The 23,707-nt window shown below is 66.8% G+C and carries 19 protein-coding genes and 1 tRNA gene; 17 read left to right on the top strand and 3 right to left on the bottom strand.

Features of this window, described 5'->3' with window-relative positions:
- Window positions 1-7 precede the first annotated feature (7 nt).
- Complete coding sequence (locus ABT170_RS29070) at window positions 8-1,063, top strand: UDP-N-acetylmuramate dehydrogenase (RefSeq protein WP_351872269.1); 1,056 nt, start codon at window positions 8-10, stop codon at window positions 1,061-1,063.
- 36 nt (window positions 1,064-1,099) lie between these two features.
- Here the strand turns inward: ABT170_RS29070 and ABT170_RS29065 are convergent, their stop codons facing one another.
- A complete protein-coding gene (locus ABT170_RS29065) occupies window positions 1,100-1,735 on the bottom strand; it encodes an NAD(P)-dependent oxidoreductase (protein ID WP_329940691.1) in 636 nt (211 codons plus the stop codon).
- Between the two features lie 85 nt (window positions 1,736-1,820).
- On the opposite strand from ABT170_RS29065, the gene ABT170_RS29060 reads away from it, so the two are divergent.
- Complete coding sequence (locus ABT170_RS29060) at window positions 1,821-2,417, top strand: TetR/AcrR family transcriptional regulator (RefSeq protein ID WP_329940690.1); 597 nt, start codon at window positions 1,821-1,823, stop codon at window positions 2,415-2,417.
- Here ABT170_RS29060 and ABT170_RS29055 read toward each other — a convergent pair whose 3' ends face one another.
- Both ABT170_RS29055 and ABT170_RS29050 read right to left on the bottom strand, forming a co-directional pair.
- On the bottom strand, window positions 2,418-3,437 hold the full coding sequence (locus ABT170_RS29055; protein WP_329940689.1) for an adenosine deaminase: 1,020 nt from the start codon (window positions 3,435-3,437) through the stop codon (window positions 2,418-2,420).
- A 123-nt stretch (window positions 3,438-3,560) separates the two neighbouring features.
- Window positions 3,561-4,787: a pyridoxal phosphate-dependent aminotransferase gene (locus ABT170_RS29050; RefSeq protein ID WP_266931771.1), complete on the bottom strand. Its 1,227-nt coding sequence runs from the start codon at window positions 4,785-4,787 to the stop codon at window positions 3,561-3,563.
- 212 nt (window positions 4,788-4,999) lie between these two features.
- Here ABT170_RS29050 and ABT170_RS29045 point away from each other — a divergent pair.
- The 15 genes from ABT170_RS29045 to tuf all read left to right on the top strand — a co-directional run bounded on the left by ABT170_RS29045 (window position 5,000) and on the right by tuf (window position 23,685).
- Window positions 5,000-5,072, top strand: a tRNA-Trp gene (locus ABT170_RS29045).
- A 106-nt stretch (window positions 5,073-5,178) separates the two neighbouring features.
- Window positions 5,179-5,466, top strand: coding sequence for a preprotein translocase subunit SecE (gene secE, locus ABT170_RS29040; protein ID WP_266931770.1), 288 nt, complete (start codon window positions 5,179-5,181; stop codon window positions 5,464-5,466).
- Between the two features lie 73 nt (window positions 5,467-5,539).
- Window positions 5,540-6,463, top strand: coding sequence for a transcription termination/antitermination protein NusG (nusG, locus tag ABT170_RS29035; RefSeq protein WP_351872262.1), 924 nt, complete (start codon window positions 5,540-5,542; stop codon window positions 6,461-6,463).
- A gap of 176 nt (window positions 6,464-6,639) precedes the next feature.
- Window positions 6,640-7,074 carry a 50S ribosomal protein L11 gene (rplK, locus tag ABT170_RS29030; protein WP_003967000.1) on the top strand — a complete coding sequence of 145 codons (435 nt, stop codon included), beginning with the start codon at window positions 6,640-6,642 and terminating at the stop codon, window positions 7,072-7,074.
- Between the two features lie 80 nt (window positions 7,075-7,154).
- Window positions 7,155-7,877, top strand: coding sequence for a 50S ribosomal protein L1 (rplA, locus tag ABT170_RS29025; RefSeq protein ID WP_266931768.1), 723 nt, complete (start codon window positions 7,155-7,157; stop codon window positions 7,875-7,877).
- 173 nt (window positions 7,878-8,050) lie between these two features.
- Complete coding sequence (locus tag ABT170_RS29020) at window positions 8,051-8,974, top strand: SCO4651 family lipoprotein (protein ID WP_329940687.1); 924 nt, start codon at window positions 8,051-8,053, stop codon at window positions 8,972-8,974.
- Between the two features lie 288 nt (window positions 8,975-9,262).
- On the top strand, window positions 9,263-9,823 hold the full coding sequence (gene rplJ / locus ABT170_RS29015; RefSeq protein ID WP_329940686.1) for a 50S ribosomal protein L10: 561 nt from the start codon (window positions 9,263-9,265) through the stop codon (window positions 9,821-9,823).
- An 85-nt stretch (window positions 9,824-9,908) separates the two neighbouring features.
- On the top strand, window positions 9,909-10,292 hold the full coding sequence (gene rplL, locus ABT170_RS29010) for a 50S ribosomal protein L7/L12 (protein WP_329940685.1): 384 nt from the start codon (window positions 9,909-9,911) through the stop codon (window positions 10,290-10,292).
- Window positions 10,293-10,890: 598 nt separating this feature from the next.
- Complete coding sequence (rpoB, locus tag ABT170_RS29005; protein ID WP_329940684.1) at window positions 10,891-14,373, top strand: DNA-directed RNA polymerase subunit beta; 3,483 nt, start codon at window positions 10,891-10,893, stop codon at window positions 14,371-14,373.
- A 128-nt stretch (window positions 14,374-14,501) separates the two neighbouring features.
- Window positions 14,502-18,401, top strand: coding sequence for a DNA-directed RNA polymerase subunit beta' (locus tag ABT170_RS29000; protein WP_266931763.1), 3,900 nt, complete (start codon window positions 14,502-14,504; stop codon window positions 18,399-18,401).
- A gap of 231 nt (window positions 18,402-18,632) precedes the next feature.
- The gene (locus ABT170_RS28995; RefSeq protein WP_351872255.1) at window positions 18,633-19,064 is read left to right on the top strand and encodes a hypothetical protein; all 432 of its coding nucleotides are present in this window, start codon (window positions 18,633-18,635) and stop codon (window positions 19,062-19,064) included.
- 254 nt (window positions 19,065-19,318) lie between these two features.
- Entirely contained in the window at window positions 19,319-19,690 is a 372-nt protein-coding gene (gene rpsL / locus ABT170_RS28990; protein WP_003948652.1) for a 30S ribosomal protein S12, read from the top strand.
- A gap of 2 nt (window positions 19,691-19,692) precedes the next feature.
- Window positions 19,693-20,163 carry a 30S ribosomal protein S7 gene (rpsG, locus tag ABT170_RS28985; RefSeq protein WP_003966970.1) on the top strand — a complete coding sequence of 157 codons (471 nt, stop codon included), beginning with the start codon at window positions 19,693-19,695 and terminating at the stop codon, window positions 20,161-20,163.
- A gap of 38 nt (window positions 20,164-20,201) precedes the next feature.
- Window positions 20,202-22,331, top strand: a complete 2,130-nt coding sequence (gene fusA / locus ABT170_RS28980; protein ID WP_329940682.1) for an elongation factor G — start codon at window positions 20,202-20,204, stop codon at window positions 22,329-22,331.
- Window positions 22,332-22,491: 160 nt separating this feature from the next.
- Window positions 22,492-23,685 carry an elongation factor Tu gene (tuf, locus tag ABT170_RS28975; protein ID WP_329940681.1) on the top strand — a complete coding sequence of 398 codons (1,194 nt, stop codon included), beginning with the start codon at window positions 22,492-22,494 and terminating at the stop codon, window positions 23,683-23,685.
- Window positions 23,686-23,707: the final 22 nt, after the last annotated feature.

Here is a 23,707-nt window from a genome sequence, read left to right as displayed (position 1 = left end):
TGTCCCCGTGCAGGAAATCCACGACGCCCCCCTCGCCCCCCTGACCACCTTCCGGCTCGGCGGCCCCGCGGCCCGCCTTCTCACGGCCACCACCGACGCCGAGGTGATCGCCGCCGTGCGCGAGGCCGACGGGAGCGGCACCCCGCTCCTGGTCATCGGCGGCGGATCCAATCTGGTCATCGGCGACAAGGGCTTCGACGGCACCGCCCTGCGCATCGCGACCGAGGGCTTCACCCTGTCCGGTACGACGCTGGAGCTGGCGGCCGGTGAGGTGTGGACCGACGCCGTCGCCCGTACGGTCGAGGCCGGTCTCGCGGGAATCGAGTGCCTGGCCGGTATCCCGGGCTCCGCGGGTGCGACGCCGATCCAGAACGTCGGCGCGTACGGCCAGGAGGTGTCCTCCACGATCACGGAGGTCGTCGCCTACGACCGGTACACGCGTGAAACGGTCACGATCCCGAACGCGGAGTGCGCCTTCTCGTACCGGCACAGCCGGTTCAAGGCGGAACCCGATCGCTTCGTGGTGCTCCGTGTCCGTTTCGAGCTGGAAGAGGCGGCAGGCCAGTCCGCGCCCCTCAGGTACCCCGAAACGGCCCGCGCCATGGGCGTGGAGCAGGGCGAACGCGTTCCCGCCTCGGCCGCCCGCGAAACGGTGCTCCGGCTCCGCGCGGGCAAGGGCATGGTGCTGGACCCCGAGGACCACGACACCTGGTCGGCCGGCTCCTTCTTCACCAACCCCATCCTCGGCCCGGCCCAGTACGAGGCATTCCTGGACCGTGTACGGGAACGGCTCGGCGACGGCACGGTGCCCCCGGCGTTCCCCGCCGGGGACGGCCGTACGAAGACGTCGGCGGCCTGGCTGATCGACAGGGCGGGCTTCACCAAGGGCTACGGCACCGGCCCGGCCCGTATCTCCACCAAGCACACCCTCGCCCTCACCAACCGGGGCGGGGCGACCACCGAGGACCTGCTGGCCCTGGCCCGGGAGGTCGTCGCCGGGGTCCACGAGGCCTTCGGCGTCACCCTGGTCAACGAACCCGTGACCGTCGGCGTGAGCCTGTAGGAGCGGGGCGGGGCGGCACGGGGAGCCGACGGGCGCTCAGTAGGCGACACCCACGCCCTGCTTCACGGCCGCCGGATCGTCGATCAGCGCCAGCATCGCGTGCGCCACGTCGGCCCGTGAGAGGGACCGGGCGCTGCGCGGGGTGCCGCCGATGACCGTCCGGTAGGCCCCCGTGCGCGGCCCGTCCGTCAGTTTCGGCGGCCGTACGGACGTCCAGTCCGTCGCGGACCGGGCGAGGGCCTCCTCCATCCGCGTCAGGTCGGCGTAGATCTCCCTGAGGACCGCCCCGACCGCCCTGCGCGCCAGCCGGTCCACCCATGGGTCACCGGCGGCCTCGGGCCCGACCGGCGCCGCGCTCACCACCAGCAGCCGCCGCACCCCCTCGGCCTCCATCGCCGCCAGCACCAGCCCGGTCAGCCGCTCCGCGACCCCGCCGGCCCTCCGGCCGCGCGACCCCAGCCCGGAGAGCACCGCGTCCCGGCCCGCCACCGCCGCGCGCACCGCGTCGGGGTCGTCGAGCCGCACGATGCCGTGGACCGCCGCCCCGGCCAGCCCCTCCGGGAGTCTCTCCGGGTCACGGACCACGATCGTCACCTCGTGGCCGGTCTCGATCCCCTGGCGCACGAGCTCCTGGCCGATGCCGCCCGTCGAGCCGAACACGGTGATCCTCATGGTGCACTCCTCGGGTGGGTAAGTACTCACTCACCCATAGGGTGAGTGGATACTCACCCTCTCGTCAAGGTTGGTTGGAGCACCCATGGAACAGAGGCCGACCCGTGTCCGCATCGTCGACGCCGCCCATGAACTGATGCTCGGCATAGGCCTCGCCCGGACCACCACCAAGGAGATCGCCAAGGCCGCGGGCTGCTCGGAAGCGGCGCTGTACAAGTACTTCTCCGGCAAGGAGGAGCTGTTCGTGACGGTGCTCGGCGAGAGGCTGCCCAAGCTCGGCAGCCTCCTGAGCGCCCTGGAGGCAGAACCGGGGGAGGGGGACATCGAGCACAACCTCACCGAGATCGCCCGCCAGGCGGCGCTGTTCTACCAGCAGAGCTTCCCGATGGCCGCGTCGCTGTACGCCGAGCCCCAGCTCAAGCGCCGCCACGAGGAGGCCATGCGGGAGATGGACACCGGGCCGCACAAGCCGATCCAGGGCCTCGACGCCTATCTCCGGGCCGAACAGCGGGTGGGCCGTGTCCGCGGCGACGCCGACACCTATGCCGCGGCCTCGCTGCTGCTGGGCGCCTGCGCCCAGCGCGCCTTCGTCTACGAGATGGCACCCGGCCGCACGCCGCCGCAGCCGCTCGATGAATTCGCCGCCTCGATCGCCCGCACCCTGCTGGGCGGAATCGGTTAGCTACGGGACAGCCGTCAGCCACTCGTCGATCCCGGTCAGCATCTTCTGCGCCACGTCCGCGGGTGCCGCCGACCCCCGTACGGACTGCCGCGCCAGCTCAGCCAGCTCCTCGTCGGTGAAGCCGTGGTGGCGGCGCACGAGGTCGTACTGCGCGGCCAGCCGGGAACCGAACAGCAGCGGGTCGTCCGCCCCGAGGGCCAACGGGACTCCCGCGTCGAACAGGGTGCGCAGCGGTACGTCCGCGGGCTTCTCGTAGACCCCGAGCGCCACGTTGGAGGAGGGGCAGACCTCGCAGGTCACCCCGCGCTCCGCCAGCTTGCGCAGCAGCCGGGGGTCCTCGGCGGCCCGTACACCGTGTCCGATCCGGGCGGCGCCGAGGTCGTCGAGGCAGTCGCGCACACTGGCCGGCCCCGACAGCTCACCGCCGTGCGGGGCCGCGAGGAGACCGCCCTCACGGGCGATGGCGAAGGCGCGGTCGAAGTCGCGGGCCATGCCCCGGCGCTCGTCGTTGGAGAGTCCGAAGCCGACGACGCCCCGGTCCGCGTACCGCACGGCGAGCCGCGCCAGGGTCCGGGCGTCCAGCGGGTGCTTCATCCGGTTCGCGGCGATCACCACCCGCATCCCGAGACCGGTCTCCCGGGAGGCGCTGTCCACGGCGTCCAGGATGATCTCGATGGCCGGGATCAGTCCGCCGAGCAGCGGGGCGTACGAGGTGGGGTCGACCTGGATCTCCAGCCACCCGGAGCCGTCCACGACGTCCTCCTGGGCGCTCTCGCGCACGAGCCGCTGGATGTCCTCCGGCGACCTCAGACAGGACCGGGCGATGTCGTAGAGCCGCTGGAAGCGGAACCAGCCCCGCTCGTCGGTCGCCCGCAGCCTGGGCGGCTCGCCGCCGGTCAGCGCCTCGGGCAGGTGCACGCCGTACTTGTCGGCTAGTTCGAGCAGGGTGGTGGGCCGCATTGACCCGGTGAAGTGCAGGTGCAGGTGGGCCTTGGGCAACAGACGTACATCACGCTCCATTGGAAGATCCTGCCGCACGGGCGGCCCGGAGCGGAAGCCGCTTTCCCTCCTGGGGCACCGATCGAACAAAAAGTGCCCCCCGGCCGCGGCCGGGGGGCACTTCTCATGGGGTGGGCGTGCCGGTCAGGCCTTGGCCTCGCCCAGCAGCTTCTGGAGCCGCGAGACGCCCTCGACGAGGTCGTCGTCGCCCAGGGCGTACGAAAGCCGCAGGTAACCCGGAGTGCCGAAGGCCTCGCCCGGTACGACGGCCACCTCGGCCTCGTCCAGGATGAGCGCGGCGAGCTCCACCGAGGTGGCGGGGCGCTTGCCGCGGATCTCCTTGCCGAGCAGCTCCTTGACCGACGGGTAGGCGTAGAACGCGCCCTCGGGCTCGGGGCAGAGCACGCCGTCGATCTCGTTGAGCATCCGCACGATGAGGTTGCGCCGGCGGTCGAAGGCGGTGCGCATCTCGTCGACGGCGTCCAGCGGGCCGGAGACGGCGGCCAGTGCGGCGACCTGGGCCACGTTGGAGACGTTGGAGGTGGCGTGCGACTGGAGGTTGGTCGCGGCCTTCACGACATCCTTCGGGCCGATGATCCAGCCCACGCGCCAGCCGGTCATCGCGTACGTCTTGGCGACGCCGTTGACCACGATGCACTTGTCGCGCAGCTCGGGCACGATCGCCGGGAGCGAGGTGAACGTCGCGTCCCCGTAGACGAGGTGCTCGTAGATCTCGTCGGTCAGCACCCACAGGCCGTGCTCGACGGCCCAGCGGCCGATCGCCTCGGCGTCGGCCTCGCTGTAGACGGCGCCGGTCGGGTTGGACGGCGAGACGAACAGGACGACCTTCGTGCGCTCGGTGCGCGCGGCTTCGAGCTGCTCGACGGAGACCCGGTAGCCGGTGGTCTCGTCGGCGACGACCTCGACCGGGACACCGCCCGCGAGACGGATCGACTCGGGGTAGGTGGTCCAGTACGGGGCGGGGACGATGACCTCGTCGCCCGGGTCGAGGATCGCGGCGAACGCCTCGTAGATGGCCTGCTTGCCGCCGTTGGTCACCAGGACCTGGGAGGCGTCGACCTCGTAGCCGGAGTCGCGCAGCGTCTTCTCCGCGATGGCGGCCTTGAGCTCGGGGAGCCCGCCCGCCGGGGTGTAGCGGTGGTACTTCGGGTTGCGGCAGGCCTCGACCGCGGCGTCGACGATGTAGCCGGGGGTGGGGAAGTCCGGCTCACCGGCGCCGAAGCCGATCACCGGGCGCCCGGCGGCCTTGAGGGCCTTGGCCTTGGCGTCGACGGCGAGGGTCGCGGACTCGGAAATCGCACCGATGCGGGCGGAAACCCGGCGCTCGGAGGGAGAAGTTGCAGCGCTCATGCCCCCATGGTCCCAGACAGGAATCGCCGTCGGCACAGGGGTTTCAGGGACCGGACAGGACGTGGACAGCATGCGGACGGGACCGGTCGGTTCCTTTCTGTTCGACGCGACGGCCCCGAGCACGTACACTCACCTGTCGTTGGCCTTCACCAGCCGCACCGTTCACGCATCCGGTCACCCGGGAGCATGCGGTAGGTTGGTGGAAACCACAAAGGGTCGTAGCTCAATTGGTAGAGCACTGGTCTCCAAAACCAGCGGTTGGGGGTTCAAGTCCCTCCGGCCCTGCTACACACTCCTTCGCCAGGATGTGTGCGCATGTACGTACTTCATTGCACAGCCGTGCGGCTCCACCGGGCGCGGCACGGCCACGACCCGGAATCAGGTGAGTAGCGTGACGGACGCCGTGGGCTCCATCGACATGCCTGATGCCGAGGATGAAGTCCCCGAGTCGAAGAAGAAGACCCGGAAGGGCGGCAAGCGCGGCAAGAAGGGCCCTCTGGGGCGCCTCGCGCTGTTCTACCGCCAGATCGTCGCCGAGCTCCGCAAGGTTGTCTGGCCGACTCGCAACCAGCTGACGACCTACACCACCGTGGTGATCGTGTTCGTCGTTGTCATGATTGGTCTTGTTACCGTCATTGACATGGGATTCGCGCGGGTCATCAAGTACGTCTTCGGCTGATCCGCGGAAGGCGTCCGAACCGGCGCCCCTTTCGCATGTTCCACCCCTTTGTATCCAGGAAGAAGCAGCCATCGTGTCTGACCCGAACCTGAACGACGCCGTCGAGCCCGAGGCTGGCGCCTTCGAGTCCGCCAAGGACGAGCTCGACATCGTTGAGGCTGCTGATTCCGTGGAGCCGGACCAGGCCGAAGCGGCCGACGAGGCCGCGGGCGAGCCCGCCGAGCAGGCCGCCGTGCACGTCGAGTCGGAGGAGTCCGACGATGTCGAGGCACCGTCCGAGGAGGACGGCGCCGAGGCGGACGAGGACGACGAGGCCGAGGCCTCCGACGACGAGAGCGCCGACGAGTCCGACGAGGAAGAGGCCGAGCAGGCCCCCGCCGTCGACCCCGTCACCGCCCTGCGCGACGAGCTCCGCGGTCTTCCCGGCGAGTGGTACGTCATCCACACGTACGCCGGATACGAGAAGCGCGTGAAGGCCAACCTGGAGCAGCGCGCCGTCTCGCTCAACGTCGAGGACTTCATCTACCAGGCCGAAGTGCCCGAGGAAGAGATCGTCCAGATCAAGAACGGTGAGCGCAAGAACGTCCGCCAGAACAAGCTCCCGGGTTACGTCCTGGTGCGCATGGACCTGACGAACGAGTCCTGGGGCGTCGTCCGCAACACGCCCGGCGTCACCGGCTTCGTGGGCAACGCCTACGACCCGTACCCGCTGACCCTGGACGAGATCGTCAAGATGCTCGCCCCCGAGGCCGAGGAGAAGGCGGCCCGCGAGGCGGCCGAGGCCGAGGGCAAGCCGGCTCCGTCCCGCAAGGTCGAGGTCCAGGTGCTGGACTTCGAGGTGGGCGACTCGGTCACCGTCACCGACGGCCCGTTCGCGACGCTGCAGGCGACGATCAACGAGATCAACGCCGACTCGAAGAAGGTCAAGGGCCTGGTCGAGATCTTCGGTCGCGAGACCCCGGTCGAGCTCAGCTTCGACCAGATCCAGAAGAACTAGCGCTTCCCGCCGGTTTCTGGACACATGCCTACCCAGCAGGTCAGAGGGGCTTCGCAGCCCGTCTGACCTGCTTGGTTTTTGGTCGCGCAGCTATACCCGTTATCGTTGTGCGGTATGCCTCCATCCGGATGACCGGAACGGCGGCGAAACACTCTCACTAGGACCCGGAGAGAGCAATGCCTCCCAAGAAGAAGAAGGTCACGGGGCTTATCAAGCTCCAGATCAACGCCGGTGCGGCGAACCCGGCCCCGCCGGTCGGCCCCGCGCTCGGTCAGCACGGCGTCAACATCATGGAGTTCTGCAAGGCCTACAACGCCGCGACCGAGTCGCAGCGTGGCATGGTCGTGCCGGTGGAGATCACGGTCTACGAGGACCGTTCGTTCACCTTCGTCACCAAGACTCCGCCGGCCGCCAAGCTGATCCTCAAGGCCGCAGGTGTGGACAAGGGCTCCGGCGAGCCGCACAAGACCAAGGTCGCCAAGCTCACGGCTGCCCAGGTCCGCGAGATCGCCACGACGAAGCTCCCCGACCTGAACGCCAACGACCTCGACGCCGCGTCGAAGATCATCGCTGGCACCGCCCGTTCCATGGGCATCACGGTCGAAGGCTGATTCAGCCCCGTAGCCCTCAGTGGTAGGACCAAGCGCTGGTCCGCACCACGACTCCACACTCTGAAACCACAGGAGTAGAAGTGAAGCGCAGCAAGACCCTCCGCGCTGCGGACGCCAAGATCGACCGGGAGCGCAACTACGCCCCGCTCGAGGCCGTCCGGCTCGCCAAGGAGACCTCCGCCACGAAGTTCGACGGCACCGTCGAGGTCGCGTTCAGCCTGGGTGTTGACCCTCGCAAGGCCGACCAGATGGTCCGTGGCACCGTGAACCTCCCGCACGGCACCGGCAAGACCGCCCGGGTCCTGGTCTTCGCGACCGGTGACCGTGCTGCGGCCGCGGAAGCCGCGGGCGCCGACATCGTCGGCGCCGACGAGCTCATCGACGAGGTGGCGAAGGGCCGTCTGGACTTCGACGCCGTCGTCGCCACCCCGGACCTCATGGGCAAGGTCGGCCGTCTCGGCCGCGTGCTCGGTCCGCGTGGTCTGATGCCGAACCCGAAGACCGGCACCGTCACCCCCGATGTCGTCAAGGCTGTCAACGACATCAAGGGCGGCAAGATCGAGTTCCGCGTCGACAAGCACTCGAACCTGCACTTCATCATCGGCAAGGTCTCCTTCGACGAGACCAAGCTGGTGGAGAACTACGCAGCGGCGCTGGAGGAGATCCTCCGTCTGAAGCCGTCCGCCGCCAAGGGCCGCTACATCAAGAAGGCCACGCTGGCCACCACGATGGGCCCCGGCATCCCGCTGGACGCCAACCGCACCCGCAACCTCCTCGTCGAGGAGGACCCGGCCGCCGTCTGAGCCACCGCGCTCACCCGGTAGCCGCGTCACACGCGTGCTCGCTGACGGGCCCCGCAACCTTTCGAGGTGCGGGGCCCGTCCTCGTATCCGAAGGATGCGGGCGATAGTACGAGTAACTGTCGGTGCCCTGTGCCAGTGTGGGGCGACAGGACGAGACGAGGGTGGAGCGGCAGATGACGACCAGGACTGTACGACGGGTGTGCGTGGCGTTCGCTTCGGTGGCGGCACTGACGTCGGTGGCGGCCTGCAGCGGGTCCGACGACGGCGGCGCGGGCAAGGACGGCACGCGTGCGGGCGGAGCGGTGAAGAACGAACAGATCACCGCGCTGCGTCAGGTGCAGGAGAAGACCGGCGGAGCCAAGTCGGCCAGGATCGAGGGCTCCACGAAGATCGGCACCGACATGTCGATGACGCAGAGCGGTGTCATCGACTGGAGCGACGGCCTCAAGGGCTCCCTGAAGATCACGTACACCGGGGGCACGATGGGCGAGGCCCTGAAGCAGACCGGTGGCGACGGTTCGATGGAGGCCCGCTACCTCAAGGACGAGTACTTCGCCAACATGGGCGACGCCTTCGCCGCCAACATCGGGGGCAAGCACTGGATCCGCTACGCGTACAAGGACCTGGCCGCCGTGTCCGGCGCCTCCGGCGACGTGATGAAGGGCCAGGTAGAGAACAGCACCCCCGAGCAGGGTGTGAAGGCGCTCCTGGCCTCCGGCGATGTGAAGAAGGTCGGCCAGGAGGAGGTGCGCGGGGTGGCCACGACGCACTACTCCGGCACGGTCGACGTGGCGGAGCTCACCGGCAAGAACGCGGGCCTGGACGCCGCGCAGCTCGCCACGCTCAAGAAGCAGCTCGACCAGGCCGGCATCACCACGGAGACCGTGGACATCTGGGTCGACAAGAACAACCTGCTGGTGAAGAAGACCGAGCGCGGCACGATGAAGACCGGGGAGCTCAATTCCACCGTCTTCTACAGCGACTACGGCACCGAGGCCGCGGTGCAGAAGCCGTCGGCCTCCGACACCGTCGACTTCAAGGACATCATGAAGCAGCAGCAGGACGCCGCGGCGGGAGCGGGCGCGGACGCGTCCTGAGAGGCGTACGGAACCTTCCCCACCCACCCGAACCGGGACGGATTTGCTCGGCGCGGCTCCGGTCGCGTACTCTCCTGAAGAAGCCAAAGACCGCTGGTCGTCGCTGTGCTCTCGCAAGAGGGGACAACGACCGAAGGATCCGCTGAGAACGGACGACCTGCGCAGGTGACTGTGGAAAGCTCCCGGACTTCGTCCGGTCGAGCTACGCCCTGGCACTTGTGCTGGGGCGTTTCGTCTTTTCCGGCCCCTTCTGAGCGGTCCTCATCACCCGGAAGGAGGCCGACGCTCATGGCAAGGCCCGACAAGGCTGCCGCGGTAGCCGAGCTGACGGACCAGTTCCGCAGCTCGAACGCCGCCGTGCTGACCGAGTACCGGGGTCTCACCGTGGCACAGCTCAAGGAGCTGCGCCGTTCGCTCGGTGAGAACGCCCAGTACGCCGTGGTGAAGAACACGCTGACCAAGATTGCGGCCAACGAGGCCGGGATCGACACGCTGGACGACCTGTTCACGGGTCCGACGGCGGTTGCCTTCGTCACCGGTGACCCGGTGGAGTCGGCGAAGGGTCTTCGTGACTTCGCCAAGGACAACCCCAACCTCATCATCAAGGGCGGTGTCCTTGACGGTAAGGCGCTGTCCGCCGATGAGTTCAAGAAGCTCGCGGACCTCGAGTCCCGCGAGGTTCTGCTCGCCAAGGTGGCCGGTGGAATCAAGGCGTCGATGGCCAAGGCCGCGGCGACGTTCCAGGCCCCGCTGTCGGAGTTCGTCCGCACCGCGGACGCCCTTCGCGCCAAGGTCGAGCAGGGCGGTGCCGGTACGCCGGCTCCCGCCGACGCCGAGGTGGCGGAGTAACCCTCCGCTCCACGGCTCGCAGCGGGCCCGTACGCCCGCCTTCATATACACCCGGCACCTGCCGACTTAGTGGAAGGACGCCATCATGGCGAAGCTGTCCCAGGAAGACCTGCTCGAGCAGTTCGAGAACCTGACCCTCATCGAGCTCGCTGACTTCGTCAAGGCCTTCGAGGAGAAGTTCGACGTCAAGGCTGCCGCCCCGGTCGCCGTCGCCGCCGCCGGTGGCGCTGCCGCCGCCGCGGACGCCCCGGAGGAGCAGGACGAGTTCGACGTCATCCTCACCGGCGCCGGCGAGAAGAAGATCCAGGTCATCAAGGTCGTGCGTGAGCTGACCTCGCTGGGTCTGAAGGAGGCCAAGGACCTCGTCGACGGCACCCCGAAGCCGGTCCTCGAGAAGGTCGCCAAGGAGGCCGCCGAGAAGGCTGCCGAGTCCCTCAAGGCCGCCGGCGCTTCCGTCGAGGTCAAGTGACCCTGCGAGTCATCTGACTCCTCAGGACCGTCTCTGCCGCGAGGCGGGGATGTCACATCGCAAAGGGCGATCACCCATCCGGGTGGTCGCCCTTTGGCGTGCCCTCGGCACCTGCCTTGCTCTTCCGGCGGCGGCGAGTATGGTGATCTTCGCCGTGCGCCTCTCGGAGGCGTCCCACGGGCTCCAGGGGCGGCTGGTGAGGGTTGCCGACGGTTCGTCCCGGCTGGGGGGCCTTGACGAACCGCACGAGGCGCGCAATTCTCAGGACGCGTCATCACATCGATCCGAATCCGAGGCATGGATCGAGTGCGAAGAGGGCAGTAAAGAAGAGCGCACCCCGCGCAAGGGCTAGGCATAGGTGTTGAGAACAGCTGTTGATGGCAACGTGGGTCTCTGAGAACCCCGACTGGACATCAGTGTGGCACTTGGCTACACTGACCCTTTGCGCTGCCTGTTAGCTGCCTCCTGCCCGTCACCAGGGGCATGCCCACGCTTGAGCACCGATGACCGATCCTCCCTGACCTGGGATATCTGTCTTTGTGTCCAACTTGGGACCGGTACGCGCGTAGTGAGTCCGAGCCCTCGGAAGGACCCCCTCTTGGCCGCCTCGCGCAACGCCTCGACCGCGAATACGAACAACGGTGCCAGCACCGCCCCGCTGCGCATCTCTTTTGCAAAGATCAAGGAGCCCCTCGAGGTTCCGAACCTCCTCGCGCTGCAGACCGAGAGCTTTGACTGGCTCCTCGGCAACGCCGCCTGGAAGGCTCGCGTCGAGGCTGCTCTGGACAGTGGACAGGACGTCCCCACCAAGTCCGGCCTGGAGGAGATCTTCGAGGAGATCTCACCGATCGAGGACTTCTCCGGGTCGATGTCGCTCACGTTCCGCGACCACCGCTTCGAGCCCCCGAAGAACTCGATCGACGAGTGCAAGGAGCGCGACTTCACGTTCGCCGCACCGCTCTTCGTCACGGCCGAGTTCACCAACAACGAGACCGGCGAGATCAAGTCCCAGACGGTCTTCATGGGCGACTTCCCGCTCATGACCAACAAGGGCACCTTCGTCATCAACGGCACCGAGCGTGTCGTCGTGTCGCAGCTGGTCCGCTCGCCGGGTGTCTACTTCGACTCCTCCATCGACAAGACGTCCGACAAGGACATCTTCTCCGCCAAGATCATCCCGTCCCGGGGTGCCTGGCTGGAGATGGAGATCGACAAGCGCGACATGGTCGGTGTCCGCATCGACCGCAAGCGCAAGCAGTCCGTGACCGTCCTCCTCAAGGCTCTCGGTTGGACCACCGAGCAGATCCTCGAAGAGTTCGGCGAGTACGAGTCCATGCGCGCCACCCTGGAGAAGGACCACACCCAGGGCCAGGACGACGCGCTGCTCGACATCTACCGCAAGCTCCGCCCGGGCGAGCCGCCCACGCGCGAGGCCGCTCAGACGCTGCTCGAGAACCTCTACTTCAACCCGAAGCGCTACGACCTCGCGAAGGTCGGCCGCTACAAGGTGAACAAGAAGCTCGGCGCCGATGAGCCGCTGGACGCCGGGGTGCTCACCACCGACGACGTCATCGCGACCATCAAGTACCTGGTCAAGCTGCACGCCGGGGAGACCGAGACGGTCGGCGAGTCCGGTCGTTCGATCGTCGTCGAGACCGACGACATCGACCACTTCGGCAACCGTCGTCTGCGCAACGTCGGCGAGCTCATCCAGAACCAGGTCCGCACGGGTCTGGCCCGTATGGAGCGCGTCGTGCGTGAGCGCATGACCACCCAGGACGTCGAGGCGATCACGCCGCAGACCCTGATCAACATCCGGCCGGTCGTCGCCTCCATCAAGGAGTTCTTCGGCACCAGCCAGCTGTCGCAGTTCATGGACCAGAACAACCCGCTGTCGGGTCTCACCCACAAGCGCCGCCTGTCGGCTCTTGGCCCGGGTGGTCTCTCCCGTGAGCGGGCCGGCTTCGAGGTCCGTGACGTGCACCCGTCCCACTACGGACGCATGTGCCCGATCGAGACCCCTGAAGGCCCGAACATCGGTCTGATCGGTTCGCTCGCCTCGTACGGACGCGTCAACGCGTTCGGCTTCATCGAGACGCCGTACCGCAAGGTCGTCGAGGGCCAGGTCACCGACGAGGTCGACTACATCACGGCCGACGAGGAAGACCGCTACGTCATCGCCCAGGCGAACGCGACGCTCTCCGACGAGCTGCGCTTCACCGAGCCCCGCGTCCTGGTCCGCCGCCGTGGCGGAGAGGTCGACTACGTGCCCGGCACGGACGTCGACTACATGGACGTCTCGCCGCGCCAGATGGTGTCCGTCGCCACCGCGATGATCCCCTTCCTGGAGCACGACGACGCCAACCGTGCCCTCATGGGCGCGAACATGATGAGGCAGGCGGTGCCGCTCATCAAGTCGGAGGCCCCGCTCGTCGGCACCGGTATGGAGTACCGCTGCGCCACCGACGCCGGTGACGTGCTCAAGGCGGAGAAGGACGGTGTGGTCCAGGAGGTCTCCGCGGACTACATCACCGTCACGAACGACGACGGCACGTACACCACGTACCGCATCGCCAAGTTCATGCGCTCCAACCAGGGCACCTCGGTCAACCAGAAGGTTGTCGTCTCCGAGGGCGACCGGGTCATCGCCGACCAGGTCCTCGCCGACGGTCCGGCCACCGAGAACGGTGAGATGGCCCTCGGCAAGAACCTGCTCGTGGCGTTCATGCCGTGGGAGGGTCACAACTACGAGGACGCGATCATCCTGTCGCAGCGCCTCGTGCAGGACGACGTCCTCTCCTCGATCCACATCGAGGAGCACGAGGTCGACGCCCGTGACACCAAGCTCGGCCCGGAGGAGATCACCCGGGACATCCCGAACGTCTCCGAAGAGGTCCTCGCGGATCTCGACGAGCGAGGCATCATCCGTATCGGTGCCGAGGTCGTCGCCGGTGACATCCTCGTCGGCAAGGTCACGCCCAAGGGTGAGACCGAGCTGACCCCCGAGGAGCGCCTGCTCCGCGCGATCTTCGGTGAGAAGGCGCGCGAGGTGCGCGACACCTCGCTGAAGGTCCCGCACGGCGAGATCGGCAAGGTCATCGGCGTCCGCGTCTTCGACCGCGAAGAGGGCGACGAGCTGCCGCCGGGCGTGAACCAACTGGTCCGCGTCTACGTCGCGCAGAAGCGCAAGATCACCGATGGTGACAAGCTCGCCGGCCGTCACGGCAACAAGGGCGTCATCTCGAAGATCCTGCCGATCGAGGACATGCCGTTCCTGGAGGACGGCACCCCGGTCGACATCATCCTCAACCCGCTGGGTGTCCCGTCCCGAATGAACCCGGGACAGGTCCTTGAGATCCACCTCGGCTGGCTCGCCAGCCAGGGCTGGAAGGTCGAGGGCAGCGAGGAGTGGATGGAGCGGCTGAAGTCGATCGGCGCCGACGATGTCGCCGCCGGCACCAACGTCGCGACCCCGGTCTTCGACGGTGCCCGCGAGGACGAGATCTCCGGCCTCTTCGAGTCCACGATCCCGAACCGCGACGGCAACCGGATGGTCCAGCCCTCCGGCAAGGCCAACCTGTTCGACGGCCGCTCCGGCGAGCCGTTCCCGGAGCCGGTCTCGGTCGGCTACATGTACATCCTCAAGCTCCACCACCTGGTCGACGACAAGCTGCACGCTCGTTCGACCGGTCCGTACTCCATGATCACCCAGCAGCCGCTGGGTGGTAAGGCTCAGTTCGGTGGACAGCGCTTCGGTGAGATGGAGGTGTGGGCGCTGGAGGCTTATGGCGCCGCTTACGCCCTCCAGGAGCTGCTGACGATCAAGTCCGACGACGTGACCGGCCGCGTGAAGGTCTACGAGGCGATCGTCAAGGGCGAGAACATCCCCGAGCCGGGCATCCCTGAGTCCTTCAAGGTGCTCATCAAGGAAATGCAGTCGCTCTGCCTCAACGTGGAGGTGCTGTCCTCGGACGGTATGTCCATCGAGATGCGTGACACGGACGAGGACGTCTTCCGCGCGGCGGAGGAACTCGGTATCGACCTGTCCCGGCGCGAGCCGAGCAGCGTCGAAGAGGTCTGACGGGTTGGCCGGCCGGATCCCTGTGATCCGGCCGGCTCTCCCCGGACCCGTTCAGACCATTGCTGAAGTGCCCCATTTCTCGCTTTGACGCGAGGGGCTCGAACCCCCGAAAGAGGGATTGACGACAAGTGCTCGACGTCAACTTCTTCGACGAGCTGCGGATCGGCCTTGCCACCGCGGACGACATCCGGACCTGGTCGCACGGCGAAGTGAAGAAGCCGGAGACCATCAACTACCGCACGCTCAAGCCCGAAAAGGACGGACTCTTCTGCGAGAAGATCTTCGGTCCGACCCGGGACTGGGAGTGCTACTGCGGCAAGTACAAGCGTGTCCGCTTCAAGGGCATCATCTGTGAGCGCTGCGGCGTCGAGGTCACTCGCGCCAAGGTGCGTCGTGAGCGGATGGGCCACATCGAGCTTGCCGCTCCCGTCACCCACATCTGGTACTTCAAGGGCGTCCCGTCGCGCCTCGGATACCTGCTGGACCTCGCGCCGAAGGACCTGGAAAAGGTCATCTACTTCGCCGCGTACATGATCACGTTCGTCGACGAGGAGCGTCGTACCCGCGACCTTCCCTCGCTGGAGGCCCACGTCTCCGTCGAGCGCCAGCAGACCGAGAACCGTCGCGACTCCGACCTGGAGGCCCGCGCCAAGAAGCTCGAGACCGACCTGGCCGAGCTGGAGGCCGAGGGCGCCAAGGCCGACGTACGCCGCAAGGTGCGCGAAGGTGCCGAGCGTGAGATGAAGCAGCTGCGCGACCGTGCGCAGCGCGAGATCGACCGCCTCGACGAGGTGTGGAACCGCTTCAAGAACCTCAAGGTCCAGGACCTGGAGGGCGACGAGCTGCTCTACCGCGAGCTGCGTGACCGCTTCGGCACGTACTTCGACGGCTGCATGGGCGCCGCGGCGCTCCAGAAGCGCCTGGAGTCCTTCGACCTGGATGAAGAGGCCGAGCGGCTTCGCGAGATCATCCGCACCGGCAAGGGCCAGAAGAAGACCCGTGCGCTCAAGCGCCTCAAGGTCGTCTCCGCGTTCCTGCAGACCAGCAACAAGCCCAAGGGCATGGTGCTCGACTGCGTGCCGGTCATCCCGCCGGACCTGCGTCCGATGGTGCAGCTGGACGGTGGCCGCTTCGCGACCTCCGACCTGAACGACCTGTACCGCCGTGTGATCAACCGCAACAACCGCCTCAAGCGTCTCCTCGACCTCGGTGCCCCCGAGATCATCGTGAACAACGAGAAGCGGATGCTGCAGGAGGCCGTCGACGCGCTGTTCGACAACGGCCGCCGCGGTCGCCCGGTCACCGGTCCCGGCAACCGCCCGCTGAAGTCCCTGAGCGACATGCTCAAGGGCAAGCAGGGCCGTTTCCGTCAGAACCTGCTCGGCAAGCGTGTGGACTACTCCGCGCGTTCCGTCATCGTCGTCGGCCCGCAGCTCAAGCTGCACCAGTGCGGTCTGCCGAAGGCCATGGCGCTGGAGCTCTTCAAGCCGTTCGTGATGAAGCGCCTGGTGGACCTGAACCACGCGCAGAACATCAAGTCGGCCAAGCGCATGGTCGAGCGCGGCCGCACCGTCGTGTACGACGTCCTCGAAGAGGTCATCGCCGAGCACCCGGTGCTGCTGAACCGTGCGCCCACGCTGCACCGCCTCGGCATCCAGGCCTTCGAGCCGCAGCTGGTCGAGGGCAAGGCCATCCAGATCCACCCGCTCGTCTGCACCGCGTTCAACGCGGACTTCGACGGTGACCAGATGGCCGTGCACCTGCCGCTCTCCGCGGAGGCGCAGGCCGAGGCCCGCATCCTGATGCTGTCCTCGAACAACATCCTGAAGCCGGCCGACGGCCGTCCCGTCACCATGCCGACCCAGGACATGGTGCTGGGCCTGTTCTTCCTCACCACGGACGAGGAGGAGCGCAAGGTCATCGGCCAGGGCCGTTCCTTCGGCTCCACGGCCGAGGCGATCATGGCCTTCGACGCCCGGGAGCTCTCGCTCCAGGCGAAGGTCGACATCCGCTTCCCGGTCGGCACCATGCCGCCGCGTGGCTGGGTGCCGCCGGTCGCCGAGGAGGGCGAGCCCGAGTACCAGCCGGGTGACACCTTCCGGCTGCGTACGAGCCTGGGCCGCGCGCTCTTCAACGAGCTGCTGCCCGAGGACTACCCGTTCGTCGACTACTCGGTGGGCAAGAAGCAGCTCTCCGAGATCGTCAACGATCTGGCCGAGCGCTACCCCAAGGTCATCGTGGCGGCGACGCTCGACAACCTGAAGGCGGCGGGCTTCCACTGGGCGACGCGTTCCGGCGTCACCGTGGCCATCTCCGACGTCGTCGTGCCCGAGGCCAAGAAGGCCATCGTCAAGGGCTACGAGGAGCAGGACGAGAAGGTCCAGAAGCAGTACGAGCGCGGTCTGATCACCAAGGACGAGCGCACGCAGGAGCTCATCGCGATCTGGACCAAGGCGACCAACGAGGTTGCCGAGGCGATGAACGCGAACTTCCCGAAGACGAACCCCATCTTCATGATGGTTGACTCGGGTGCCCGAGGAAACATGATGCAGATGCGTCAGATCGCCGGTATGCGTGGTCTGGTGTCGAACGCGAAGAACGAGACGATCCCGCGTCCCATCAAGGCGTCGTTCCGTGAGGGCCTCACCGTTCTGGAGTACTTCATCTCCACGCACGGTGCCCGTAAGGGTCTGGCGGACACCGCCCTGCGTACCGCCGACTCGGGTTACCTGACCCGTCGTCTGGTGGACGTCTCGCAGGACGTGATCATTCGCGAGGAGGACTGCGGCACCGACCGCGGCCTCAAGCTGAAGATCGCGGTCAAGGGTGCCGACGGCGTGCTCCGCAAGACGGACGACGTCGAGACCTCGGTGTACGCCCGTATGCTCGCCGAGGACGTCGTCGTCGACGGCAAGGTCATCGCGCCTGCCAACGTCGACCTCGGTGACGTCCTGATCGACGCCCTGGTGGGCGCCGGCGTCGAGGAGGTCAAGACCCGTTCGGTCCTGACCTGTGAGTCCGCGGTCGGCACCTGTGCCTTCTGCTACGGACGCTCGCTCGCCACCGGCAAGCTGGTCGACATCGGTGAGGCGGTCGGCATCATCGCCGCCCAGTCCATCGGTGAGCCCGGTACCCAGCTGACGATGCGTACCTTCCACACCGGTGGTGTGGCCGGTGACGACATCACCCAGGGTCTGCCCCGTGTCGTCGAGCTCTTCGAGGCCCGTACGCCCAAGGGTGTCGCCCCGATCTCGGAGGCGGCCGGCCGCGTCCGGATCGAGGAGACCGAGAAGACCAAGAAGCTCGTCGTCACCCCGGACGACGGCAGCGAGGAGACGGCGTTCCCGATCTCCAAGCGTGCCCGTCTGCTCGTGGGCGAGGGCGACCCGGTCGAGGTGGGCCAGAAGCTCACCGTGGGTGCCACCAACCCGCACGACGTGCTGCGCATCCTCGGCCAGCGTGCGGTCCAGGTCCACCTGGTCGGCGAAGTCCAGAAGGTCTACAACTCGCAGGGCGTGTCGATCCACGACAAGCACATCGAGATCATCATCCGGCAGATGCTGCGCCGGGTGACGATCATCGAGTCCGGCGACGCGGAGCTCCTGCCGGGCGAGCTGGTCGAGCGGTCGAAGTTCGAGACCGAGAACCGTCGTGTGGTCACCGAGGGCGGTCACCCCGCCTCCGGCCGTCCGCAGCTGATGGGTATCACCAAGGCCTCGCTCGCCACCGAGTCGTGGCTGTCGGCGGCGTCCTTCCAGGAGACGACCAGGGTTCTGACCGACGCGGCGATCAACGCCAAGTCGGACTCCCTGATCGGCCTCAAGGAGAACGTCATCATCGGTAAGCTCATCCCGGCCGGTACGGGTCTGTCCCGCTACCGCAACATCCGGGTCGAGCCGACCGAGGAAGCCAAGGCCGCGATGTACTCGGCCGTCGGCTACGACGACATCGACTACTCGCCGTTCGGCACGGGCTCCGGCCAGGCCGTTCCGCTGGAGGACTACGACTACGGTCCGTACAACCAGTAAGCGAGTCGTTTGCGACTGACCACAGGGCGGTCACCCCGGACACGGGGTGGCCGCCCTGTGGCGTGGGTAGGGGCCTCCGGTACACCTCTCCGCGCCACCAGGGGCCGCTCAGGGCTCCGAGGACGGACGTGGAGGGAAGTCGGGGCTCGGGGACGGTGGGGGAGCGCTATGGACACGGCACAGGTCTCTTTCGGGACGGCGGCATCTGCCGGCCCTCCGGAAGGGGAACCATTGGATCTCTGCGATCACCCGCTGGTCGGAAAGCTCATATCGCTCGGGCTGGAACGGGGTGACTTCGTGGTGGCGGGCAGCGGACCGCTGCTGGCACACGGGCTCAGGAGTTCAGTGGGCGATCTGGACATCGTCGCCAGGGGCGACGCCTGGAAGCGGGCCACCGAACTGGCCGATCCGGTGCCGGCCCCCTCCGGGTACGGGCTGATGGTGCTGCTGTTCGACGGTGGCCTGGAGATCTTCGACCGATGGCTTCCGGGAACGCCCGGACCCGACGCGCTCATCGCGGGCGCCGAATGGATACAAGGCCTCCCTTTCTGCCCGCTGCGGGAGGTGCTGGAATGGAAGAGAACCGCGCTGCGCGAGAAGGACCTGAAGGACATTCTGTTGATCCAGAAGCACCTGGACCGCGAAGTACTGGATCATGAATGAGCCCCGGCGTGTCGTGATGGACAGCATTTGTTTTGACCGGAGTCCGTGAGGTAGGTACGCTCAAGCCTTGTGCCTGGGGTGTGCCTGGGCTCGGGTGCGTGTCCTCAACCGCATGGCGAGTCCGTAAGTGGCCACCGCAATCTGCGCCCCTTCTGCCTCAGGGCAGGAGCCTGCAGTATTCGACACACCCGACCGCGTGGGTCGGCGATGTTCCAGGTTAGTTTCACGAACGGCACACAGAAACCGGAGAAGTAGTGCCTACGATCCAGCAGCTGGTCCGGAAGGGCCGGCAGGACAAGGTCGAGAAGAACAAGACGCCCGCGCTCGAGGGTTCGCCCCAGCGCCGCGGCGTCTGCACGCGTGTGTTCACGACCACCCCGAAGAAGCCGAACTCGGCACTCCGTAAGGTCGCGCGTGTGCGTCTGACCTCCGGTATCGAGGTCACGGCCTACATCCCGGGTGAGGGACACAACCTGCAGGAGCACTCCATCGTGCTCGTGCGTGGTGGCCGTGTGAAGGACCTGCCGGGTGTTCGTTACAAGATCATCCGCGGTTCCCTTGACACCCAGGGTGTCAAGAACCGCAAGCAGGCCCGCAGCCGCTACGGCGCCAAGAAGGAGAAGTAAGAATGCCTCGTAAGGGCCCCGCCCCGAAGCGCCCGGTCATCATTGACCCGGTCTACAGCTCTCCTCTTGTCACCTCGCTGATCAACAAGATCCTCCTCGACGGCAAGCGTTCCACCGCCGAGCGGATCGTGTACGGCGCCATGGAAGGCCTCCGCGAGAAGACCGGTAACGACCCGGTCATCACGCTGAAGCGCGCGCTTGAGAACGTCAAGCCCTCGCTCGAGGTCAAGTCCCGCCGTGTCGGTGGCGCCACCTACCAGGTGCCGATCGAGGTCAAGCCCGGTCGCGCGTCCACCCTCGCTCTGCGCTGGCTCGTCGGTTACTCCCGCGCCCGCCGCGAGAAGACCATGACCGAGCGCCTCATGAACGAACTGCTCGACGCCTCCAACGGCCTCGGCGCTTCGGTCAAGAAGCGTGAGGACACCCACAAGATGGCCGAGTCGAACAAGGCCTTCGCGCACTACCGCTGGTAGTCGCTACCCACATCGAGACCGAGAGAAGATTGAGCCTTATGGCCACCACTTCGCTTGACCTGGCCAAGGTCCGCAACATTGGGATCATGGCCCACATCGACGCGGGCAAGACGACCACCACTGAGCGGATCCTGTTCTACACCGGCGTCTCGTACAAGATCGGTGAAGTCCACGACGGCGCTGCCACGATGGACTGGATGGAGCAGGAGCAGGAGCGCGGCATCACGATCACGTCCGCCGCGACGACCTGTCACTGGCCGCTCAATGATGTTGACCACACCATCAACATCATCGACACCCCGGGTCACGTCGACTTCACCGTCGAGGTGGAGCGTTCGCTCCGCGTCCTCGACGGTGCTGTCACCGTGTTCGACGGTGTGGCCGGCGTCGAACCGCAGTCCGAGACCGTGTGGCGTCAGGCGGACCGCTACGGCGTGCCGCGTATCTGCTTCGTCAACAAGCTCGACCGCACCGGTGCGGACTTCTTCCGTTGCGTCAACATGATCGTGGACCGCCTCGGCGCGACCCCGATCGTCATGCAGCTCCCCATTGGCGCGGAGGCCGACTTCACGGGTGTCGTCGACCTCGTGTCGATGAAGGCCTTCGTGTACCCCGAAGAGGCCGCCAAGGGCGAGATGTACAACGTCACCGAGATCCCGGACAACCTCAAGGAGAGCGCCGCCGAATGGCGTGGCAAGCTCCTTGAGGCCGTGGCCGAGAACGACGACGCCATGATGGAGCTGTACCTGGAGGGCAACGAGCCCACCCAGGAGCAGCTGCACGCGGCGATCCGTCGGATCACGCTGGCGTCCAAGGGCAGTGCCGACTCGGTCACCATCACCCCGGTGTTCTGTGGCACGGCGTTCAAGAACAAGGGCGTCCAGCCCCTGCTCGACGCCGTTGTGCGCTACCTGCCTTCCCCCCTGGACGTCGAGGCCATCGAGGGCCACGACGTGAAGGACCCGGAGAAGGTCGTCTCGCGCAAGCCCTCGGACGACGAGCCGTTCTCCGGCCTGGCGTTCAAGATCGCGAGCGACCCGCACCTCGGCAAGCTCACCTTCGTCCGGATCTACTCCGGTCGCCTTGAGGCCGGCACCGCGGTGCTGAACTCGGTCAAGGGCAAGAAGGAGCGCATCGGCAAGATCTACCGCATGCACGCGAACAAGCGTGAGGAGATCGCGTCGGTGGGCGCCGGTGACATCATCGCCGTCATGGGCCTGAAGCAGACCACCACCGGTGAGACGCTGTGTGACGACAAGAACCCGGTCATCCTGGAGTCCATGGACTTCCCGGCGCCGGTCATTCAGGTCGCCATCGAGCCCAAGTCCAAGGGTGACCAGGAGAAGCTGGGTGTCGCCATCCAGCGCCTCTCGGAGGAGGACCCCTCCTTCCAGGTGCACTCCGACGAGGAGACCGGCCAGACCATCATCGGTGGTATGGGCGAGCTTCACCTTGAGGTGCTCGTCGACCGCATGAAGCGCGAGTTCCGCGTCGAGGCGAACGTCGGCAAGCCCCAGGTCGCGTACCGCGAGACGATCCGCAAGGCCGTCGAGCGCATCGACTACACGCACAAGAAGCAGACTGGTGGTACCGGCCAGTTCGCGAAGGTGCAGATCGCCCTTGAGCCCATCGAGGGTGGCGACGCCTCCTACGAGTTCGTCAACAAGGTCACCGGTGGCCGCATCCCCCGTGAGTACATCCCCTCGGTGGACGCGGGTGCTCAGGAAGCCATGCAGTTCGGCATCCTGGCCGGTTACGAGATGGTCGGCGTCCGCGTCACCCTTCTCGACGGTGGTTACCACGAGGTCGACTCCTCGGAGCTCGCATTCAAGATCGCCGGTTCGCAGGCGTTCAAGGAGGGTGCCCGCAAGGCCTCTCCCGTGCTCCTTGAGCCGATGATGGCCGTCGAGGTCACCACGCCCGAGGACTACATGGGCGATGTCATCGGCGACCTGAACTCCCGCCGTGGCCAGATCCAGGCCATGGAGGAGCGCAGCGGTGCTCGCGTCGTGAAGGGCCTCGTGCCCCTCTCGGAGATGTTCGGCTACGTCGGAGACCTCCGCAGCAAGACCTCGGGTCGCGCAAGCTACTCGATGCAGTTCGACTCCTACGCCGAGGTTCCGCGGAACGTCGCCGAGGAGATCATCGCGAAGGCCAAGGGCGAGTAACTCTCCCGAGTTCACGCTTTAGGCTTGTCACCGGAGCCCGGTGCGGCATTCGGCACATAGCGCAAGCAATGTGCCGAATGCCCCCGGCCCCGGCATCCCAGCAAAGATCACCTGGCGCCGATGAAGCAAGGCGTACAGAACCACTCCGCAGGAGGACCCAGTGGCGAAGGCAAAGTTCGAGCGGACTAAGCCGCACGTCAACATCGGCACCATCGGTCACATTGACCACGGTAAGACGACCCTCACGGCCGCCATTACCAAGGTGCTGCACGACGCGTACCCGGACCTGAACGAGGCCTCGGCCTTCGACCAGATCGACAAGGCTCCCGAGGAGCGCCAGCGCGGTATCACGATCTCGATCGCGCACGTCGAGTACCAGACGGAGTCGCGTCACTACGCGCACGTCGACTGCCCGGGTCACGCGGACTACATCAAGAACATGATCACGGGTGCGGCGCAGATGGACGGCGCCATCCTCGTGGTCGCGGCCACCGACGGCCCGATGCCGCAGACCAAGGAGCACGTGCTCCTGGCCCGCCAGGTCGGTGTCCCGTACATCGTCGTCGCCCTGAACAAGGCCGACATGGTGGACGACGAGGAGATCATGGAGCTCGTCGAGCTTGAGGTCCGTGAGCTCCTCTCCGAGTACGAGTTCCCGGGCGACGACCTTCCGGTCGTGCGTGTCTCGGCGCTCAAGGCTCTTGAGGGCGACAAGGAGTGGGGCCAGTCGGTCCTGAACCTGATGTCCGCCGTCGACGAGTCCATCCCGCAGCCCGAGCGTGACGTCGAGAAGCCGTTCCTCATGCCCATCGAGGACGTCTTCACGATCACCGGTCGCGGTACGGTCGTCACCGGCCGTATCGAGCGTGGTGTCCTGAAGGTCAACGAGACCGTCGACATCGTCGGTATCAAGACCGAGAAGACCACCACCACGGTCACCGGCATCGAGATGTTCCGCAAGCTGCTCGACGAGGGCCAGGCCGGTGAGAACGTCGGTCTGCTCCTCCGTGGCATCAAGCGCGAGGACGTCGAGCGCGGCCAGGTCATCATCAAGCCGGGTTCGGTCACGCCGCACACCGAGTTCCAGGCGCAGTCCTACATCCTGTCGAAGGACGAGGGTGGCCGTCACACCCCGTTCTTCAACAACTACCGCCCGCAGTTCTACTTCCGTACCACGGACGTAACGGGCGTTGTGACCCTCCCCGAGGGCACCGAGATGGTCATGCCGGGTGACAACACCCTCATGGACGTCGCGCTGATCCAGCCGGTCGCCATGGAAGAGGGCCTGAAGTTCGCCATCCGTGAGGGTGGCCGGACCGTGGGCGCCGGCCAGGTCACCAAGATCATCAAGTAGTTTCTGCTTGATCGTCTGACCT

This window comes from Streptomyces sp. NPDC001787, assembly GCF_040297465.1.
Taxonomy (GTDB): Bacteria; Actinomycetota; Actinomycetes; order Streptomycetales; family Streptomycetaceae; genus Streptomyces.
This window is presented reverse-complemented; position numbering and strand designations above follow the sequence as displayed.

What these genes read in the sequence shown, in the direction of transcription:
- ABT170_RS29065 (WP_329940691.1), bottom strand. Translation starts at nt 1,735, where the DNA reads ATGAGGATCACCGTGTTCGGCTCGACGGGCGGCATCGGCCAGGAGCTC.
- ABT170_RS29060 (WP_329940690.1), top strand. Translation starts at nt 1,821, where the DNA reads ATGGAACAGAGGCCGACCCGTGTCCGCATCGTCGACGCCGCCCATGAA.
- ABT170_RS29055 (WP_329940689.1), bottom strand. Translation starts at nt 3,437, where the DNA reads ATGGAGCGTGATGTACGTCTGTTGCCCAAGGCCCACCTGCACCTGCAC.
- ABT170_RS29050 (WP_266931771.1), bottom strand. Translation starts at nt 4,787, where the DNA reads ATGAGCGCTGCAACTTCTCCCTCCGAGCGCCGGGTTTCCGCCCGCATC.
- rplK (WP_003967000.1), top strand. Translation starts at nt 6,640, where the DNA reads ATGCCTCCCAAGAAGAAGAAGGTCACGGGGCTTATCAAGCTCCAGATC.
- ABT170_RS29020 (WP_329940687.1), top strand. Translation starts at nt 8,051, where the DNA reads ATGACGACCAGGACTGTACGACGGGTGTGCGTGGCGTTCGCTTCGGTG.
- rplJ (WP_329940686.1), top strand. Translation starts at nt 9,263, where the DNA reads ATGGCAAGGCCCGACAAGGCTGCCGCGGTAGCCGAGCTGACGGACCAG.
- rplL (WP_329940685.1), top strand. Translation starts at nt 9,909, where the DNA reads ATGGCGAAGCTGTCCCAGGAAGACCTGCTCGAGCAGTTCGAGAACCTG.
- rpsG (WP_003966970.1), top strand. Translation starts at nt 19,693, where the DNA reads ATGCCTCGTAAGGGCCCCGCCCCGAAGCGCCCGGTCATCATTGACCCG.
- fusA (WP_329940682.1), top strand. Translation starts at nt 20,202, where the DNA reads ATGGCCACCACTTCGCTTGACCTGGCCAAGGTCCGCAACATTGGGATC.